General features: G+C 75.6%; 16 protein-coding genes. 7 read left to right on the plus strand and 9 right to left on the minus strand.

Features of this window, described 5'->3' with window-relative positions; genetic code table 11:
• The 3 genes from AB0G13_RS25465 to AB0G13_RS25475 all read right to left on the minus strand — a co-directional run.
• On the minus strand, window positions 1-1,214 hold a 1,214-nt coding region (locus AB0G13_RS25465; RefSeq protein ID WP_357878947.1), incomplete at its 3' end, for a histidine kinase.
• Between the two features lie 54 nt (window positions 1,215-1,268).
• Window positions 1,269-1,997 (minus strand): dethiobiotin synthase, encoded by a 729-nt coding sequence (gene bioD / locus AB0G13_RS25470; protein WP_357878950.1) that lies wholly within the window; start codon window positions 1,995-1,997, stop codon window positions 1,269-1,271.
• A complete protein-coding gene (locus AB0G13_RS25475; protein WP_357878953.1) occupies window positions 1,994-3,130 on the minus strand; it encodes an 8-amino-7-oxononanoate synthase in 1,137 nt (378 codons plus the stop codon). The genes bioD and AB0G13_RS25475 overlap by 4 nt, the downstream gene beginning before the upstream one ends.
• Before the next feature lie 156 nt (window positions 3,131-3,286).
• Between AB0G13_RS25475 and bioB the strand changes: the two genes are divergently transcribed.
• Genes bioB through AB0G13_RS25490 form a run of 3 tightly spaced genes read left to right on the plus strand, consistent with a single transcriptional unit; the run spans window position 3,287 to window position 4,988 of the window.
• On the plus strand, window positions 3,287-4,282 hold the full coding sequence (gene bioB, locus AB0G13_RS25480; RefSeq protein ID WP_357878956.1) for a biotin synthase BioB: 996 nt from the start codon (window positions 3,287-3,289) through the stop codon (window positions 4,280-4,282).
• The gene (locus tag AB0G13_RS25485; protein ID WP_357878959.1) at window positions 4,279-4,476 is read left to right on the plus strand and encodes a hypothetical protein; all 198 of its coding nucleotides are present in this window, start codon (window positions 4,279-4,281) and stop codon (window positions 4,474-4,476) included. Before bioB ends, AB0G13_RS25485 begins: the two co-directional genes overlap by 4 nt.
• A gap of 5 nt (window positions 4,477-4,481) precedes the next feature.
• Window positions 4,482-4,988 carry a GNAT family protein gene (locus AB0G13_RS25490; protein WP_357878962.1) on the plus strand — a complete coding sequence of 169 codons (507 nt, stop codon included), beginning with the start codon at window positions 4,482-4,484 and terminating at the stop codon, window positions 4,986-4,988.
• Between the two features lie 34 nt (window positions 4,989-5,022).
• Here the strand turns inward: AB0G13_RS25490 and AB0G13_RS25495 are convergent, their stop codons facing one another.
• The 3 genes from AB0G13_RS25495 to AB0G13_RS25505 all read right to left on the minus strand — a co-directional run bounded on the left by AB0G13_RS25495 (window position 5,023) and on the right by AB0G13_RS25505 (window position 7,569).
• Complete coding sequence (locus AB0G13_RS25495) at window positions 5,023-6,465, minus strand: hypothetical protein (RefSeq protein ID WP_357878965.1); 1,443 nt, start codon at window positions 6,463-6,465, stop codon at window positions 5,023-5,025.
• The gene (locus AB0G13_RS25500) at window positions 6,462-6,980 is read right to left on the minus strand and encodes a SigE family RNA polymerase sigma factor (RefSeq protein WP_357878968.1); all 519 of its coding nucleotides are present in this window, start codon (window positions 6,978-6,980) and stop codon (window positions 6,462-6,464) included. The genes AB0G13_RS25495 and AB0G13_RS25500 overlap by 4 nt, the downstream gene beginning before the upstream one ends.
• A gap of 64 nt (window positions 6,981-7,044) precedes the next feature.
• A complete protein-coding gene (locus AB0G13_RS25505; RefSeq protein WP_357878972.1) occupies window positions 7,045-7,569 on the minus strand; it encodes a DUF488 domain-containing protein in 525 nt (174 codons plus the stop codon).
• A gap of 445 nt (window positions 7,570-8,014) precedes the next feature.
• On the opposite strand from AB0G13_RS25505, the gene AB0G13_RS25510 reads away from it, so the two are divergent.
• Window positions 8,015-8,776 carry an LPXTG cell wall anchor domain-containing protein gene (locus tag AB0G13_RS25510; protein WP_357878975.1) on the plus strand — a complete coding sequence of 254 codons (762 nt, stop codon included), beginning with the start codon at window positions 8,015-8,017 and terminating at the stop codon, window positions 8,774-8,776.
• Window positions 8,777-9,086: 310 nt separating this feature from the next.
• Window positions 9,087-10,652, plus strand: coding sequence for an aldehyde dehydrogenase family protein (locus AB0G13_RS25515; protein WP_357878978.1), 1,566 nt, complete (start codon window positions 9,087-9,089; stop codon window positions 10,650-10,652).
• Between the two features lie 35 nt (window positions 10,653-10,687).
• Here the strand turns inward: AB0G13_RS25515 and AB0G13_RS25520 are convergent, their stop codons facing one another.
• Both AB0G13_RS25520 and AB0G13_RS25525 read right to left on the minus strand, forming a co-directional pair.
• Window positions 10,688-11,749: a GNAT family N-acetyltransferase gene (locus AB0G13_RS25520; protein WP_357878981.1), complete on the minus strand. Its 1,062-nt coding sequence runs from the start codon at window positions 11,747-11,749 to the stop codon at window positions 10,688-10,690.
• A gap of 124 nt (window positions 11,750-11,873) precedes the next feature.
• Complete coding sequence (locus AB0G13_RS25525; protein ID WP_357878984.1) at window positions 11,874-12,578, minus strand: amino acid-binding protein; 705 nt, start codon at window positions 12,576-12,578, stop codon at window positions 11,874-11,876.
• Window positions 12,579-12,728: 150 nt separating this feature from the next.
• On the opposite strand from AB0G13_RS25525, the gene AB0G13_RS25530 reads away from it, so the two are divergent.
• Together AB0G13_RS25530 and AB0G13_RS25535 are read left to right on the plus strand one after the other, a co-directional pair.
• Window positions 12,729-13,817, plus strand: a complete 1,089-nt coding sequence (locus AB0G13_RS25530) for a phosphotransferase family protein (RefSeq protein WP_357879024.1) — start codon at window positions 12,729-12,731, stop codon at window positions 13,815-13,817.
• Complete coding sequence (locus AB0G13_RS25535) at window positions 13,817-15,031, plus strand: acyl-CoA dehydrogenase family protein (protein ID WP_357878987.1); 1,215 nt, start codon at window positions 13,817-13,819, stop codon at window positions 15,029-15,031. The genes AB0G13_RS25530 and AB0G13_RS25535 overlap by 1 nt, the downstream gene beginning before the upstream one ends.
• 71 nt (window positions 15,032-15,102) lie before the next feature.
• On the opposite strand, the gene AB0G13_RS25540 is transcribed toward AB0G13_RS25535, so the two are convergent.
• The gene (locus tag AB0G13_RS25540; protein ID WP_357878990.1) at window positions 15,103-16,149 is read right to left on the minus strand and encodes a LacI family DNA-binding transcriptional regulator; all 1,047 of its coding nucleotides are present in this window, start codon (window positions 16,147-16,149) and stop codon (window positions 15,103-15,105) included.
• Window positions 16,150-16,213 lie beyond the last annotated feature (64 nt).

Genomic DNA, 16,213 nt, shown 5'->3' on the forward strand with positions numbered 1-16,213 from the left:
GCGGCGGGGGTGGGGTCGCCCGCGCACGACGGGAGGGCGTCGGCATCCGGCCGGCCGGCCACCGGCAGCCGGGCGTGGACGGCGAAGCCGCCGCCGTCCCGGCGACCGGCCGCCAGGGTGCCGCCGGCGAGCCGGACCCGCTCGGCGAGGGCGAGCAGGCCGGAGCCGGTGGACGGCGGGCCCGGCAGCGGCCCGGCCGGTGGCGGCGCGTTGATCACGGCCACCTCGACCTGGTCGCCGTCCCGGGCCAGGACGACGGTGACCGCCGCGCCGGGGGCGTATCGGGCGGCATTGGTCAGTGCCTCGCGGACCACCCGGTGCGCGGCGTGCGCGGCCATCGGCGGCAGCTGCGCCAGGGCGTCCACGCCGTCCAGGCACACCGCCATGCCCGCCTCCCGGGCCCCGTCGACCAGCTCGGCGACGTCCTCGTCGGCCGGCCGGGTGGTCGCCGCGCCGTCCGGCTCCCGGAGCACCCCGATGATGCCGTGCAGCCGCTCGGTGGCGGCGGCGACGCTGGCCCGCAGCTCCCCGGCGGCGGCCCGGTGCCGGGGCGTGAGGTCGGCGGCGACCTCCAGCGCGGCGGCGCGCAGGGCGATCAGGCTCAGGTCGTGCCCGAGCGAGTCGTGCATCTCCTGGGCGATCCGGGCCCGCTCCCGCAGCCGGATCCGCTCGGCGGCGCCCCGCCGCTCCCGGTCCCGCGCCTCGGCGTGCCGACGGCCGGCGTCGGCCAGCACGGCCTGCTGGCGCCGGTACCGCCCGACGAGCCACGGGAACACCCCCGCGAAGAGCAGCACGGAGGCGAGCAGGAACCAGGTGGCCGCGCCGGTGCCGAGCAGCCCCAGGTTGAGCACGGTGCCACCGGCCGCGAGCACGGCGAAGGCGACGGCGGCCGGGACGGCGGTGACGCTGCGGCGACCAGCCAGGTAGCTGAACACCGGGATCGCGAAGAGGAAGTTGCCGTCCAGCAGCGAACCGAGCACCACGACGACCAGGGCGGCCACCGGCCACCGCCGGCTGACCGCGACCGCCGTGGCGAGCAGCAGCAACGCGCCGACCGTCAGGGCGGTGGCCTGCCACGAGTGCGGCGGGGTGACGCCCGCGTACCCGATCGGGGCGGCGGTGGTCACCCACAGGAGCAGGTCGGCGGTCCACCGCCGGACGGCCGCCCGGGACCACCGACCGCCGCCCGCGCGGGCGGACCACCAGCTCTCCACGGCGGCCAGGCTACCCACGCCCGACCTGCGCCGACACCGACGAAAGTCAGGTGCTCAGCTGATCTCCTCGGCCCACGCACGCCAGTCGTCGAGCACCCCGTACAGGGCCGGAGTGAGCCAGCCGGGCGCGGACCGGCGGAAGACGCCCGGATCCATCGCCCCCGTCCCGGCCGGCAGTGCGCCCATCAGCTTCGGCACCAGGTCGGTCAGGTTGGCCCAGTGCACCAGCTCCGGCGCGGCCGGCCAGGCGCCGACCACGACGCCGGCCGGCACCGCCCGGCGCTCCAGCGCCTCCAGCGTCAGCGCGGTGTGGTTCAGGGTGCCCAGACCGGCGCGGGTCACCACGACGGCCGGGCAGCCCAGCGCCACCGCCAGGTCCGCCACCGTCCAGGGCTTCCCCTCCGGCCACAGCCCCATCGGTACGAGCAGGCCGCCCGCGCCCTCGACGAGCACCAGGTCGTGCTTGTCGGCCTCCTCGCGGACCGCCTCGACGGCGGTGTGCAGCTCCAGCGGCTCCAGCTCGGCGACCCGGGCCGCGGCCAGCGGGGCGAGCGGGTCGGGGAAGCTGGCCAGGGTCCGGCCGGTCAGCGGGGCGGCCAGCCGGTTGACGGCGTCGACGTCGCCGGGCTCGCCCCCGGCCGTACCCGTCTGGGCGGGCTTGACCACCGCGACCCGTAGGCCGGCCGCCTGCGCGGCGGCGGCGATCGCGGCGGTGACCACCGTCTTGCCGACGTCGGTGTCGGTGCCGGTCACCAGCACCGGCCCGCGCCACGGCCCGGTCATGGGGCACACTCCACGATGACCTCCAGGGCCCGCTCGAAGTCCGCCCGGGGGACGCCGGCGCCGATGGTCAGCCGCAGCCGGGAGCGGCCGTCCGGGGTGGACGGGGGCCGGAAGCAGCCGACGGCGACGCCCCGGTCGCGGCAGTCGGCCGCCCAGGCGCTCGCCGCTTCGGGGCCGGGGGCGGTGACCGAGACGACCGCGCCGTCGGGGGCGGAGACCACCAGCCCGGCTCCACTCAGCCGGCGCACGGCCAGGGCGGCCCGGTCGGCCAGCTCCGCGCGCAGGTCGTCGCCGGCGCGGGCCAGCCCGACGGCGGCGTGCACGCCGGCGGCGACGGCCGGGGGCAGCGCGGTGTCGAAGATGAAGGTCCGGCCGGTCTCGATCACGTGCCGGACGAACTCCGCCGGCCCGGCGACCACCCCGCCCGCGCCGCCGAGGGCCTTGGAGAGGGTGGCGGTGACGACCACGTCGGGCTGACCGGCGAGGCCGGCGGCGGCGACGCCCCCGGCGCCGGCCGGGCCGGTCACGCCGAGGGCGTGCGCGTCGTCGACCAGCAGCAGCGCGCCGTGCTCCCGGGCGACGGCGTGCAGCCGGGCCAGCGGGGCGAGGTCGCCGTCGACGGAGAAGACCGACTCGGTGACGACCACCGCCGGCCGGCCGGGCGCGGCGGCGAGCGCGGCGGCGACCGCCGCGACGTCGGCGTGCGGGGTCACCACGGTCTCCGCGCCGGAGATCCGGCAGCCGTCGATCAGGGACGCGTGGTTGTGGGCGTCGGAGACGAGCAGCGTACGGGGCCGCACCAGCGCCCGGACCGCCGCGAGGTTGGCCAGGTAGCCGGAGGAGAAGACGAGTGCCCGTGCGGCGCCGAGCCAGTCGGCGAGGGCGTCCTCGAGCGCGTGGTGGGCGTCGGTGGAGCCGCGCACCAGCCGCGACCCGGTGGCCCCCAGCCCGTACGCGGACAGCGCCCCTACCGCCGCGGCGGTGACCTCGGGGTGGGTGGCCAGGCCGAGGTAGTCGTTGCCGGCCAGGTCGACCACGGCGTCGCCGGCGGCCCGCGGTCGCAGCCGGCGGGTCAGCCCCGCCTTCGCGCGCAGTTCGGCGCGGCGGTCGAGCGCCGCCAGCCAGTCCGCCACCGTCACCCCCACGCCGCCCGCGCCGGCCGCCGTCGGCCGCTTCCGCCGGGCGAAATTACCACCCGCCGGCCACCGCCCGGCGTGTCCACCCCGGCGCCCGTGGCCTCGACACGCGGGCCGTTCATCCCGGCCCGGCGGCCTTGTAGGGTACGAGCCATGCCAGAGATCCTCGACCAGGCCCGAACCCAGGTGCTGGAGAACGGCGTCGGTCTCGACCAGGCCGGCGTCCTCGCCGTGCTGAACCTGCCCGACGAGCACCTGCCCGCCGCCCTCCAACTCGCCCATGAGGTGCGGATGCGCTGGTGCGGGCCGGAGGTGGAGGTCGAGGGGATCGTCTCGCTGAAGACCGGCGGGTGCCCGGAGGACTGCCACTTCTGCTCGCAGTCCGGCCTCTTCACCTCCCCGGTGCGGTCGGTCTGGCTGGACATCCCCTCCCTGGTCGAGGCGGCGAAGCAGACCGCGGCGACCGGCGCGACCGAGTTCTGCATCGTGGCCGCCGTGCGCGGCCCGGACGCCCGGCTGATGAAGCAGATGCGCGAGGGCGTCGCCGCGATCAAGGCCGAGGTCGACATCCAGGTGGCCGCGTCGCTGGGCATGCTCAGCCAGGAGCAGGTCGACGAGCTGGTCGACATGGGCGTGCACCGCTACAACCACAACCTGGAGACCTGCCGCTCCTACTTCCCCAACGTGGTCACCACGCACTCCTGGGAGGAGCGCTGGGAGACCCTGCGGATGGTCCGCGAGTCCGGCATGGAGGTCTGCTGCGGGGGCATCCTCGGCCTCGGCGAGACGGTGGAGCAGCGGGCCGAGTTCGCCGCGCAGCTCGCCGAGCTGGACCCGCACGAGGTGCCACTCAACTTCCTCAACCCCCGCCCCGGCACCCCGCTGGGCGACCGGCCGGTGGTGGAGGGCAAGGACGCGCTGCGCGCCATCGCCGCCTTCCGGCTGGCCATGCCGCGCACCATCCTGCGGTACGCGGGCGGCCGGGAGATCACCCTCGGTGACCTGGGCACCCGCGACGGCCTGCTCGGCGGCATCAACGCGGTCATCGTCGGCAACTACCTGACCACCCTGGGCCGGCCGGCGACGGCCGACCTGGAGCTGCTCGACGACCTGAAGATGCCCGTCAAGGCGCTCTCCGCGACGCTGTGAGGGCCACCGTGACCCAGACGTGGTGCGACCGCTGCGGCGAGGCCGTGGCGGTCGGGTCGCACGACGGGTGCGCGGCGGCCCGGGTGCTGGAGCCGCCGCGCTTCTGCGCGCACTGCCGCCGCCGGATGAAGGTGCAGGTGCTGCCGGTCGGCTGGGCGGCGGTCTGCGTCGAGCACGGCGAGATCAGGGGCTGAGGCGGATGCTGCGTGGTCGGGTGGTGACCCTGCGGCCGGTGACGGCCGAGGACGTGCCGGCGCTCGCCGCGATCCGGGCCACCCCGGAGGTCCGGCGCTGGTGGCGTGGCGGCGACGACCTCGCCGCCGCCGTCCGGGCCGACCTCGGCGACGAGTCCCTGTCGGTGTACGTGATCGAACACGACGGCCGGGTGGTCGGCGCGATCCAGTGGTACGCCGAGGACGACCCGGACTACCGGCACGCCAGCATGGACCTCTTCCTCGACCCCGCGGTACGCGGCGCCGGGCTCGGCGGGGACGCGATCCGCACCCTGGTCCGGCACCTGATCGACGAGCACGGCCACCACCGGTTCACCATCGACCCGGCGGCGGCGAACACGGCGGCCGTCCGGGCGTACGCGAAGGTCGGTTTCCGCCCCGTCGGGGTGCTGCGCCGCTACGAGCGCGGCGAGGACGGGCGGTGGCACGATGGGCTGCTGATGGACCTGCTCGCCGACGAACTGGCCGACTGACCGCCCCCGGCGACGCACCGGGCGCAGCGCGTCGTCAGCGGCCCGGCGGGGCGGGGCGCATCGTCCGCAGCCACCGCCGGTGCCGCCGCCAGAGCAGCACCGACCCCAGCACGGCGGCCACCAGCAGGGCCGGCGGCACCGCCACGAACAGGATGACCGGCCGGGCCGGGAACGGACGAGGATCGGTCGCCGGGGCGCCGAAGCGGCCGGCCACCAGCAGGTCCCGCGCCACGTCCATCGCCCACACCGGGCCGGGCGGGTCGAGCAGCGTCTCGACGTGACCGTCGGGGCGCAGGGCCACCAGCTGGACGTGCCCCGTCTCCCAGTAGCCGGTGTCGTTCCACTCCGTGCGGTCGGTCGTGCTGGTGCCCGGCTCCGGCTCGTAGCGCAGTGCCACCAGGTCGGTCCCACCGCGCCAGCCGAGCGCCCGCAGTGCCTGCCCGCGTACCGGCGGGAGCGCGGGGCCGGCACCGTCGCGTCCGGTGGCGGCGTCGACGTACCCGACCCGCCAGGTGCGCGCGGCCCGCTGGTCCGCGTCGCACCGGCTCAGGCAGCCGTCCAGGTGGAACACGGCGACGGCCGAGCCGTCGGGGGTGAACGCGCCGATCCCGGCGAGCCGGCGGTCCGGCCCCAGCTGCCTGGACCAGGACGACTCCCCGTTGCGGTCGAGCATGACCAGTTCGTCGCCCGCGCTGGCCACGATCCGCGAACCGTCCGGGGAGAAGGCGGCCAGCGAGCCGGTCCGCACGCTCCACGGGTCGCCGAGGCCCGGCCCGAGGTCCCTGGTCGCGCCGCTGGCCAGCTCCAACAGCACCAGCCGGCTGGGCCACGGGCCGTCGTCCTCCGCGTCCTGGCCGGTGCGCTCCGCATGGTGCAGGACGAGCAGCGCGCTGCCGTCGGGCGCCCAGGCCACCGGCGTACCGCAGCAGGTGCTGCCGGCCCAGCCGGTGAAGACCCGGCGGCTGCCGTCGGTGAGGTCGGTGACGCCCACCCAGCCGTCGGTGAAGCTGTCGGCGACGTACCGGCCGTCCGGGGAGAGCAGCACCTCCTCCCCCGCGACACTCTCCCGGCCGCCGTAGAGCAGCATCCGGTACCGGCCGTCGCGGCCGAGGACCGCGACCTTGCCCTCGTGGTCGAGGCCGTCGATGCCGCGCAGGCCGAGGCCGCCGCCGCTGAACAGCAGCGAGGCCGGTCCTGGCGGGTCCTGCTCCACGGTGGCCTGCCACATGTACGGCAGGCCGATCCGCTCCGGCACGCCGTCCGGGGCCGCCGCCGGCGTCGCCCACGGGCCCGGGGCCCCGAGCCCGGCCGGCACGCCGAGCGCGCAGGCCAGCACCGCGACCAGGGCCGCCCCGGCGGTACGCCAGCGGGCCCGCCGCCGCTGCCGCCGACCGGCGGCCCACAGGTCACCGGGCAGCCGGGCCGGCGGCATCCGCTCGCCCAGCTCACGCAGCGCGGTACGCAACTCGTCGCTCATCGGTCCCTCCGTGTGGTCACGCCGACCAGGTCGGCCAGCTCGGGGGCGTGTGCCCGCAGCCGCGCCAGGGCGTCCCGCGTCTGGCTCTTGACGGTCGAGACCGAGCAGCCGAGCGCGTCAGCGGTCTCCGCCTCGGTGAGGTCCTCGAAGAAGCGCAGCACCAGCACGGCCCGTTGGCGTGGGGCGAGCCGGGCCAGTGCGGCACGGACCACCATCGCGCGGGCGACGCCGGCGCTCCCGTCGGGCGTCACCTGCTCCGGCGGGTCCGCGCGCAGGTCCACCTGCCGCCAGCGACGCCGCCAGAGCGAGACGTGCTGGGTGTACATGGTCCGCCGGACGTACGGCTCGGGGTCGCCGGCCGCGCTCACCCGCTCCCAGTGCCGGGCCACCCGGACCAGCGTGAGCTGCACGAGATCCTCGGCCTGGTGCCGGTCACCGGTCAGCAGCCACGCCGCCCGGGACAGCGCCGCGATCCGCCCGGACACGTACGCCCGGAACGACTCCTCAGGGTCCACACCCACCTCCCGACACGGAGCACGCCCGGCGGTGGCCGCGCGGGTGGGTCCGGCGGGGAGTTTTTCAGGCGTCCCAGATTAGGTCGCGGTCACCGCAGCGGCGGGCGCCGTCGGCGGGGCGGTGCGGGGTGAGCCGGCCGTCGGGCATCAGGTGGCGCACCGGCACGCCGTGGACCAGCCCGGCGACGTCGGCGATCAGCCGCCGGTGGCAGCGCCACCAGACGCTCTCGCTGCACATCACCGCCGTGGTCCGGGCCGCCGCGTCGGCCAGCACCGCGTCCAGCGCCGCCCGGAAGTCGGCGGTACGGGTGTACGCCGCGTACGCCCGGAAGGCGGCGACCGTCCACCAGCTGTCCGGCTCGTCGGCGCCGGCCGGGGTGTGCCGCCGGCCGCCGAGGCGCTGCTCCCAGCGGTAGTCCACGCCGACCGCCGGCAACCAGCGGGCCAGCTCCTCCCGGCGTACGTCGGGGTTGGTCCGGCTGGCCGGGAACCGCCGCACGTCCACGACGAGCGCGACCCCGGCGCCGGTCAGCAGCTCGCCCAGCCGCTGCCGGTCCGCCGCCCCGTGCCCCACCGTCACCAGCTCCACCTGGAGAGGATGCCCGGAATCTTGGACAGCTACCGTTCCCGGCGGCCGGGAATTGTCCAAGATCTGTGAGCCGGCCGGTCGGGGAGCCGGCGGTGCGGGCCCGCCCTTCCCGCCGAGGAGGCCGACGCGCTCGACTGGCTGGCGTTCGAGCAGGCCGCACCGGCGGGTGGGCCGAGGCGTGCTGGGCCGGCTGCCAGCAGCGACGGATCACGCCGGGTGGAATCCGGCCGGCATGGGACTGCTCCTAGCGCGGACACCGTGAGCGGGAGCGTCCGCGGGGCTGATCGCGTTACACCGACACGCCTGCGGAGAGTGAGGAATTTCGCCGCCGGGCCGATCAGTTCGGCGCGTCGCCACAGCTCAAATCGATAGACCGATGTCCACGGCCGTCACGCATCGTGCGATTATGTGCTGCCCCCCCTCGATCAATCTCGGAGGAATCCTCATGCCACAGCGTCGGCTCGCGGCGCGCGCGGCCATCTCTGTCGCCGCCGCCACGGCCTCCCTCGCTCTCGCCACCCCTGCGTGGGCGAGCGCCACGGCCCTCTCTCAGGCGGCCCCCGGTGGCCGCAATCCCGCTGGCGACAACGGCACGGTGAAGATCGACGGCCGGGAGTTCGAGGACAAGGTCGACAACCAGCCGCACGTGACCTGCGAGTTCGAGCTGGAGTTCTTCAACTTCGACACGGACCAGGCGGCCGACATCACCCTGACCGCGCAGCCCCCGTCCGGCAAGGCGAAGGTGGTCTGGTCGGTCAAGAACAGGACCATCAGCACCGACCCGGCCTCGGGCGCGGAGAACGACCACGACGAGGTCATCAGGCTCTCCGCGGCGGACCTGGACCTGACCGGGCTGACCCAGCATGAGAAGCAGGGCTACCACATCAAGCTCGACGTGGACCTGGTCGACGGCAAATCGTCCGACGCCAAGCACAAGGTCTTCTGGCTGAAGCCGTGCGACGCGGCGGATCCGGGCACCTCGACCCCGACCGCCTCCGCCACGCCGACCACTCCGTCGACGCCCGGGGCGAGCCCCTCCACGACGCCGGGTGGCGGCACGGGCGGCGGCGACGAGGACGGCGGCAGCCTGCCGATCACCGGTGTGGCCGCGACCAGCACCGCGCTGGCTGGGCTCGTCCTGATCGGCGGTGGCGTCGCCCTGACCGTGCTACGTCGCCGGCGCGACAACATCACCTTCACCAGCTGATCCCGCCGATCGCCCGACCGGCCGCCGAACACGTCGTTCGGCGGCCGGTTCCGTACTGGCGGGCAGGCCCGTCGCCCTCGCCCGGAGATTCATCACATCAATTAAGTTTATCGATACTTTGCTCGCGTACGCCCAGCTCAGGGCCAGCAGCGACCATCAGGAGGTCGCGCCGCGACCGGCCGGGCGCGGACCGCGGCGTTCCGGCATACGAACGTACTGTTGCCGCGCCGCTTTCCGGCGCGCGACAGTACGCCACACCAGCGGTGCCATCGACGCCGCCGCTCCCCCGGTCAACCCTGAGGAGATCGCGATGGCTCTACGACTCGCCGACGGCACCGCCTGGTCCGACACCCTCGCCCGCGCGGTGGCCGCCGCGCCCGAGGCGTTCGGCGCCCCGGTCGACGGTGTCACCACCCTGCACAACCTCGTACGTGGCGACTGGCACGCGGTGGGCTCACCCAGCCCGGTGCGCACGCCGGTGGACAACACCGTGCTGGTCAACCTGGCCCGCCTCGACGCGGACTCCGCCCGCGCCGCGGTCGCGCACGCCGCCGCCGCGCACCGGGCCTGGGCCGGCACCCCCCTCGCCGAACGCAAGGCCCGGGTCACCGACGCCCTGGAAGCGCTCACCGCCCACCGCGACCTGCTCGCCCTGCTGCTGGTCTGGGAGATCGGCAAGCCGTGGCGGCTGGCCTGCGCCGACGTGGACCGGGCGCTGGACGGCGTCCGCTGGTACGTCGACGAGATCGACCGGATGCTCGCCGACGGCCGGGAGCCGTTGCCGGGGCCGGTCAGCAACATCGCGTCCTGGAACTACCCGATGAGCGTGCTCGTGCACGCCGAGCTGGTGCAGCTGCTCGCCGGCAACGCGGTGATCGCGAAGACCCCGTCGCAGGGCGGGGCGGTCTGCCTCACCGTCGCGCACGCGCTGATGCGCCGCGCCGGGCTGCCCGCCACCCTGGTCTCCGGCGGCGGCGAGGAGCTGTCCGAGGTCCTCGTACGGGCGCCGGAGATCGGCGCCGTCGCGTTCGTCGGCGGGCGCTCCAACGGCGGCAAGGTCGCCGCCGCGCTGCTCGACTCCGACAAGCGGCACTTCATCGAGCAGGAGGGCCTCAACGCCTGGGGCATCTGGAACTTCTCCCAGTGGGACCTGCTCGCCGGGCACCTGAAGAAGGGCTTCGAGTACGGCAAGCAGCGCTGCACCGCGTACCCGCGCTTCGTGGTGCAGCGGGACCTCGTCGACGAGTTCCTCGACATGTACCTGCCGGTGGTGCGCTCCGTCCGCTTCGGACACCCGCTCGCCGTCGGCGACGACTGGACCGCCGGTGACCCGCTGCCCGAACTGGACTTCGGCCCGCTGATCAGCGCCGCCAAGGCCGACGAGCTGCGCCGCAAGGTCGACGAGGCGGTACGCGGCGGCGCGGTGCCGCTGCACCGGGGCAAGCTGCACGGCGCGCCGTTCCTCGACGGGCAGGACACGTCGGCGTACGTGGCGCCGTCGGTGCTGCTGGCCCCGCCCGGCCGGTCCCGGCTGATGCACGCCGAGCCGTTCGGCCCGGTCGACACCATCGTCGTGGTGGACACCACCGACGAGCTGCTGGCCGCGATGAACGCCTCGAACGGCGCGCTGGTCGCCTCGCTGGCCTGCGACGACGAGGAGCTGGCCGGCAAGCTCGCGGTCGACCTCCAGGCGTTCAAGGTGGGCATCAACAAGCCGCGCTCCCGGGGCGACCGGGACGAGCCGTTCGGCGGCCGGGGCGCGTCCTGGAAGGGCGCCTTCGTCGGCGGCGACCTGCTGGTGCAGGCGGTCACCCAGGGCGGCGACGGACGGCTCTACGGCAACTTCCCCGACTACAGCAGCTACCCGACCACCTGAGGTGCGAGGAAGGGGCCCTGCCTGCACCGCAGGCGTCAGCAAGGGCCCCTTCCGTTGACCGTGGGCACGCCCACGGTCAACGGCACGGTCAGGGTCACCAGCGCGCCGTCCCGCTCGGCCGGGGCCGGCCGGCCGAGCCGCCGCACGGTGCGCAGCATCGGGGCGTTCTCCGCGTGGACGTGCAGCACCAGGGCGGCGTAGCCGGCCTGCTCGGCGTGCCGGACCAGCCGGCGCAGCAGGGCCGAGCCGAGGCCCCGCCGCTGCCAGTCGTCGCGGACCAGCAGCGCCACCTCGGCCTCGTCGCCCTCGGCGAGCAGGTTCGCCATCGCCACCACCGACTCCCCCACCCCGACGTCGCCGGCCGTGGCGAGCAGGGTCAGGCCCCGGGCCGGCTCCAGCAGCCGGCGCAGCCGGGCCGGCGAGGGAGCCGCCGCACCGCCCAGGTAGCGGCGGTACCGGCTACGCGCCGAGCATCCCTCGTGCAGCTCGGCCACGCCGGGCAGGTCGTCCGCGGTCGCCGGCCGTACGGCCGCCTCGGCGCCGCCGGGCAGCACCAGGGTGACCTGCTCGGCGGCCCGGCGCGCGACGGCCGCCGACAGCTCGACCAGGGCCTGGGCCCGGGCGTACTCGGCCGGGGTGAAGCCCGGCACGGCGCGGCGCAGCGCGAACGACCCGCCGGCCGGATCGTCCAGCAGCATGGTGGTGTCGGCGAGCCCGCCGCCGGAGCCGGCCGACGCGGGTCGCCAGGTCACCGCGTCCGCCCCGAGCAGGGCGCGCAGCGCCTCCCCGGTCGAGTCGGGATCCCGCACCAGTCGGGTGGCCAGGCCGAGCGCCCGGGTGGGCTGGTCGGCGAGCCCGCGCGCCTCGCTGCGCGCCACCCAGCAGTCCCGGCCCCGCCCCCGCTGCACGGCGGCGACGAGGCCGGCCTCGTCGAGCGTGTCCGGCGCGTCGACCAGGAAGTCGTCGACGGCGCCCCGTTCGGTGGTGTGCACCTGCACGGCGAGGATGTTGACCCCCCGCAGGGCCAGGCTCGCCGTCAGCACCGACAGGTAGCCCGGCCGGTCGTCCACGGTCGCCCGGATCCGCCACAGCGTCATGGTTCGCTCCCTTCCCCCGTACCACCCTCGCCGGTCGCTGTTGCGGGCCGGTTGCCCCCGGGTGACGGCTCCGGTTCCGCCGTGGCGACCTGCGCCACACCGACCGCCGTCCGGCCGGCCGGACTCAGGGGTTGGCGGCCAGGGGTGCCGCCCCGACCAGGTCGAGCCGGTCGCCGAGGATCACCGCCGCGGCCCGGACGAGCTGCGCCAGCCGGTCCACCTCCGTGGCGTGGAACGCCGCCGCGGCCGGCGTCCCGGCGCACTCCCGGGCCACCACCAGCACGAGGCCGGCCCGACCGAACGGCGCGACCGCGAAGTGCGCGCCGCCGGGCGTGCTGATCGCCCGGGCGCGCAGCGGGGTCACCTCCGGCAGCGGCGGCGGTACGGGGGCGCGCCAGCTCGCGTACCCGACGGTCGCCTCCCCGGCGGCGCCGGTCCGCGAGGCCCAGTCCACCGGCACCACCGCGGCGACCGCCCAGTCGGCGGCGAGCAGCCCGGGGACGGCGTCGACCAGGGTGGCGACGCCGTCGACCGGGTTGGCCGCGACCTGGGCCAGCAGCTCGGCGTCCTGCCCGGAGGTGGTGGGCGCGCCGATCGCCCGCCACACCCCGTCCACCCGGACCCCGGGGATCGCCGCCAGCCCGGCGAGCAGCCGCTCGACCCGCGCCGCGCCCGGCCAGACCACGGTGAAGTCGTCCACCGCCCGCCCGCCGAGCCGCTCCAGGACGACCACCTGGACGATGTCCGCGCCGGACACGCCCATGGTGCGCGCCACCTGACCGAGCGTGCCCGGACGGTCCGGCAGGGTGACCCGAACTCGCAGCAACATGTCTGAACCCTCCGCTCGGCGGGCCGGCACCGCTGGCCGGCAGGCTGGGCCCCAGCCTGGTCGGTGGCCGTTTCGCCCCTGTTGCCGCGGCATGTCCCGAGGGTCACATCCCACCTTGACAACATGGCGGAGCTGCCATCAACTATCCGGATGACCGAGCCGGCCGTCGACGCGCCCGGGCCGGGCAGCACGCCTGCCCCCGCCGCCTCCCCCCGCGGGCTGGATCTCGACCGCCTCGCCGGTTATTTGGCCGGGCACCGGCCCGAGCTGGCCGACGGCCCGCTGCGGGCCCGGCTGATCGCCGGCGGCAAGTCCAACCTGACCTACCTGCTGGATGTCGGCGAGCGGGAGGTGGTGCTGCGCCGCCCGCCGCTCGGGCACGTGCTGGCCACCGCGCACGACATGGCCCGGGAGTACCGGGTGATCTCCGCGCTGGCGCCGACCGACGTGCCCGTGCCCGAGGCGCTGCTGCTCTGCGAGGACGCCGACGTGATCGGCGCGCCCTTCTACCTGATGGAACGGGTGCGCGGCGAGGTGTTCCGCACCCGCGCCCAGACCGACCCGCTCACCGCCGACCAGCGGCGGGAGCTGGCGATGGCGATGATGGACACCCTCGCCGCGCTGCACGCGGTCGAGCCCGCCTCGGTCGGGCTGGCCGACTTCGGTCGCCCGGAGGGCTACCTCGCGCGGCAGGTCCGCCGGTGGGCCGGCCAGCTCGACCGGTCCCGCAGCCGGCCGCTACCCGGCATCGAGGAGCTGCGGGACCTGCTCGCGGGCACCGCGCCGGAGGACGCCAACGCCGGCCGGATCGTGCACGGCGACTACCGGCTGGACAACCTCCTCGCCACCGTCGACCCGGTGGCCGTACGGGCCGTGCTCGACTGGGAGATGGCCACCCTCGGCGACCCGCTGGCCGACCTCGGGCTGCTGCTGACCTACTGGGACGTGCTCGGCGGCAGCGACTCGGCCGCCGGCAACCCGGTCGCCGACGGGCTCGGCCCGCGCGCCGGGTTCCCCACCGGGACGGAGCTGATCGCGCGGTACGCCGGGCGCGGCGACGTCGACGTCGGGCCGCTGCACTGGCACGTCGCGCTCGGCTGCTTCAAGCTCGCGGTGATCTGCGAGGGCATCCACTACCGGCACACGCTCGGGCAGACGCTCGGCGAGGGCTTCGACCGGATCGGCGACATGGTGGCACCGCTGGTCGAACACGGGCTGACCGCCGCCAGGGAGCGTTGATGGACTTCGCCTACGACACCCGCACCGAGCAGTTGCGGGCCGAGTTGACCGCGTTCCTGACCGAGCACGTCGAGCCGGCCGAGGCGGTGCACGCCGCGCAGGTGGCCGCCGCCGGCGACCCCTGGGCCCGGCCTCCGGTGATGGCCGAGCTGAAGGCCGAGGCGCGCAGGCGCGGCCTGTGGAACCTCTTCCTCCCCGACCCGCGTCACGGCGCCGGCCTGACCAACCTCCAGTACGCTCCGCTGGCCGAGCTGACCGGGCGCAGCCCGCACCTGGCCCCGGAGGCGCTCAACTGCGCGGCGCCGGACACGGGCAACATGGAGCTGCTCGCCGAGTTCGGCTCGCCGGAGCAGCAGGAGCGCTGGCTGCGGCCGCTGCTGGAGGGCGAGATCCGCTCCGCGTTCTGCATGACCGAGCCGGAGGTGGCGTCCTCGGACGCGACGAACATCGCGACCCGGATCACCCGCGACGGCGACCACTACGTGGTCAACGGGCGCAAGTGGTGGTCGTCGGGGGCGATGGACCCGCGCTGCGAGATCTTCATCGTGATGGGCAAGACCGACCCGGGGGCGGACCGGCACCGCCAGCAGAGCATGATCCTGGTGCCCCGGGACACCCCCGGCGTCGCCGTGCGGCGGGGCATGACGGTGTTCGGCTACAGCGACGCCTCGCACGGCGGCCACGCCGAGATCGACTTCACCGACGTCCGCGTACCGGTGGAGAACCTGGTCGGGGCGGAGGGCGCCGGCTTCGCGATCGCCCAGGCCCGGCTCGGCCCCGGCCGGATCCACCACTGCATGCGGCTGATCGGCATGGCGGAGCGGGCCCTGGAACTGCTCTGCCGGCGGGCGCTGGAGCGGGTCGCGTTCGGTCGGCCGCTCGCCGAGCAGGGCGTGGTGCGCGAGTGGATCGCCGAGTCCCGGGTGCGCATCGAGCAGGCCCGGCTGCTGGTGCTCAAGACCGCCTGGCTGATGGACACGGTCGGCAACAAGGGCGCGCACACCGAGATCCAGGCCATCAAGATCGCCACTCCCGCCATGGCCGAGTGGGTGATCGACAAGGCCATCCAGGCGTACGGCGGGGCCGGCGTCAGCCAGGACACCCCGCTCGCCGCCCTCTGGGCCCAGTCCCGCACGCTGCGTCTGGCCGACGGCCCCGACGAGGTGCACCGTTCCTCTCTGGCCAAGCGCGAACTGCGCCGCTGGTCGGACTGACCCCGGCACCGACCCGACCCGCACCCCCGCCCAGCCGCGGACAGCCACCGGACGGCACGAGGCCGGTGGGGTCAGGCGGAGGCGCGTTCGATCAGCTGGGTGTCGAGCAGGATGTGGGGGGACGGGAGTTCGTCGCCGCGGATGCGGGAGACCAGCAGGCGGGCCATCTGCCGGCCCATCTCCTCCACCGGCTGAAAGACCGTGGTCAGCGGCGGCTCGGACTGCCGGGCGATCGGGGCGTCGTCGAAGCCGACCATGGCGACGTCCTCCGGCACCCGCCGGCCCGCCTCGCGCAGCGCGCGCAGCGCCCCGAACGCCATCAGGTCGGACGCGACGAAGACGGCGTCGAGGTCGGGGCAGACCTCCAGCAGCCGCCGCATCCCGGCCGTCCCGCTGCCCTCGCTGAAGTCCCCGTACGCGATCAGGTTCGGGTCGACCCCGCCCCCGGCGGCCTTGACCGCCTCCTTGTAGCCGGTCAGCCGGCCCAGGCCGGCGCCCATGTCCTGCGGGCCGGCGATGGTGGCGATGCGCCGCCGTCCACGGCCGGCCAGGTGTTCCACCGCCCGGCGGGCACCGCCGACGTTGTCCACGTCGACGTAGTACGCCGGCTGCGCGCCGGGTTGCAGCATCCGCGCCGGGCGGCCGCCGAGCACGGTGGGCAGGCCGCGCTCCTCCAGCAGGGTGGGCAGCGGGTCGGAGTCGTGCAGCGACAGCAGCAGCACGCCGTCGACGTGCTGGTTGGTCAGGTGGTGCTCGACCCGCTCCCGCTCGATCGGCGACTGCACCATGGCGAGCCAGAGCTGCAACGGGGTCTCCAGCAGCCCCGAGCTGACGCCCCGGACGATGCCGGCGAAGAACGGCTCGGTGAAGACCCGGTCGCCGGATTCCGAGACCACCAGGGCGATCGAGTCGGTGCGCTGGGTGACCAGGGCGCGGGCGGCCCGGTTCGGCACGTACCCCAGCTCGGCGATGGCCTGCTGCACCGCGGCGCGCGCCTCGGGGCTCACCTGGGGCGAGCCGTTGACCACCCGGGAGACCGTCCCGCGACCGACGCCGGCGCGGGCGGCGACGGCGTCGAGGGTCGGGCGCCCGAGCGACCGGGTGCGCTGCGTTGTCATTGTCTGCTCCTCCGACGGCGGACCGGCCCCGGCGCCACCCCGTGCGGGGTGGCGCCGGGGCCGC

Origin of the sequence: Micromonospora sp. NPDC023633 (assembly GCF_040640035.1) — a bacterium.
Taxonomy (GTDB): Bacteria; Actinomycetota; Actinomycetes; order Mycobacteriales; family Micromonosporaceae; genus Micromonospora.

Bases quoted from the DNA above. Each gene is read 5' to 3' on its own strand.
- bioD (WP_357878950.1), bottom strand. From the start codon at position 1,997: ATGACCGGGCCGTGGCGCGGGCCGGTGCTGGTGACCGGCACCGACACC.
- bioB (WP_357878956.1), top strand. From the start codon at position 3,287: ATGCCAGAGATCCTCGACCAGGCCCGAACCCAGGTGCTGGAGAACGGC.
- AB0G13_RS25515 (WP_357878978.1), top strand. From the start codon at position 9,087: ATGGCTCTACGACTCGCCGACGGCACCGCCTGGTCCGACACCCTCGCC.
- AB0G13_RS25535 (WP_357878987.1), top strand. From the start codon at position 13,817: ATGGACTTCGCCTACGACACCCGCACCGAGCAGTTGCGGGCCGAGTTG.
- AB0G13_RS25520 (WP_357878981.1), bottom strand. From the start codon at position 11,749: ATGACGCTGTGGCGGATCCGGGCGACCGTGGACGACCGGCCGGGCTAC.
- AB0G13_RS25510 (WP_357878975.1), top strand. From the start codon at position 8,015: ATGCCACAGCGTCGGCTCGCGGCGCGCGCGGCCATCTCTGTCGCCGCC.
- AB0G13_RS25490 (WP_357878962.1), top strand. From the start codon at position 4,482: ATGCTGCGTGGTCGGGTGGTGACCCTGCGGCCGGTGACGGCCGAGGAC.
- AB0G13_RS25530 (WP_357879024.1), top strand. From the start codon at position 12,729: ATGACCGAGCCGGCCGTCGACGCGCCCGGGCCGGGCAGCACGCCTGCC.
- AB0G13_RS25540 (WP_357878990.1), bottom strand. From the start codon at position 16,149: ATGACAACGCAGCGCACCCGGTCGCTCGGGCGCCCGACCCTCGACGCC.
- AB0G13_RS25495 (WP_357878965.1), bottom strand. From the start codon at position 6,465: ATGAGCGACGAGTTGCGTACCGCGCTGCGTGAGCTGGGCGAGCGGATG.
- AB0G13_RS25525 (WP_357878984.1), bottom strand. From the start codon at position 12,578: ATGTTGCTGCGAGTTCGGGTCACCCTGCCGGACCGTCCGGGCACGCTC.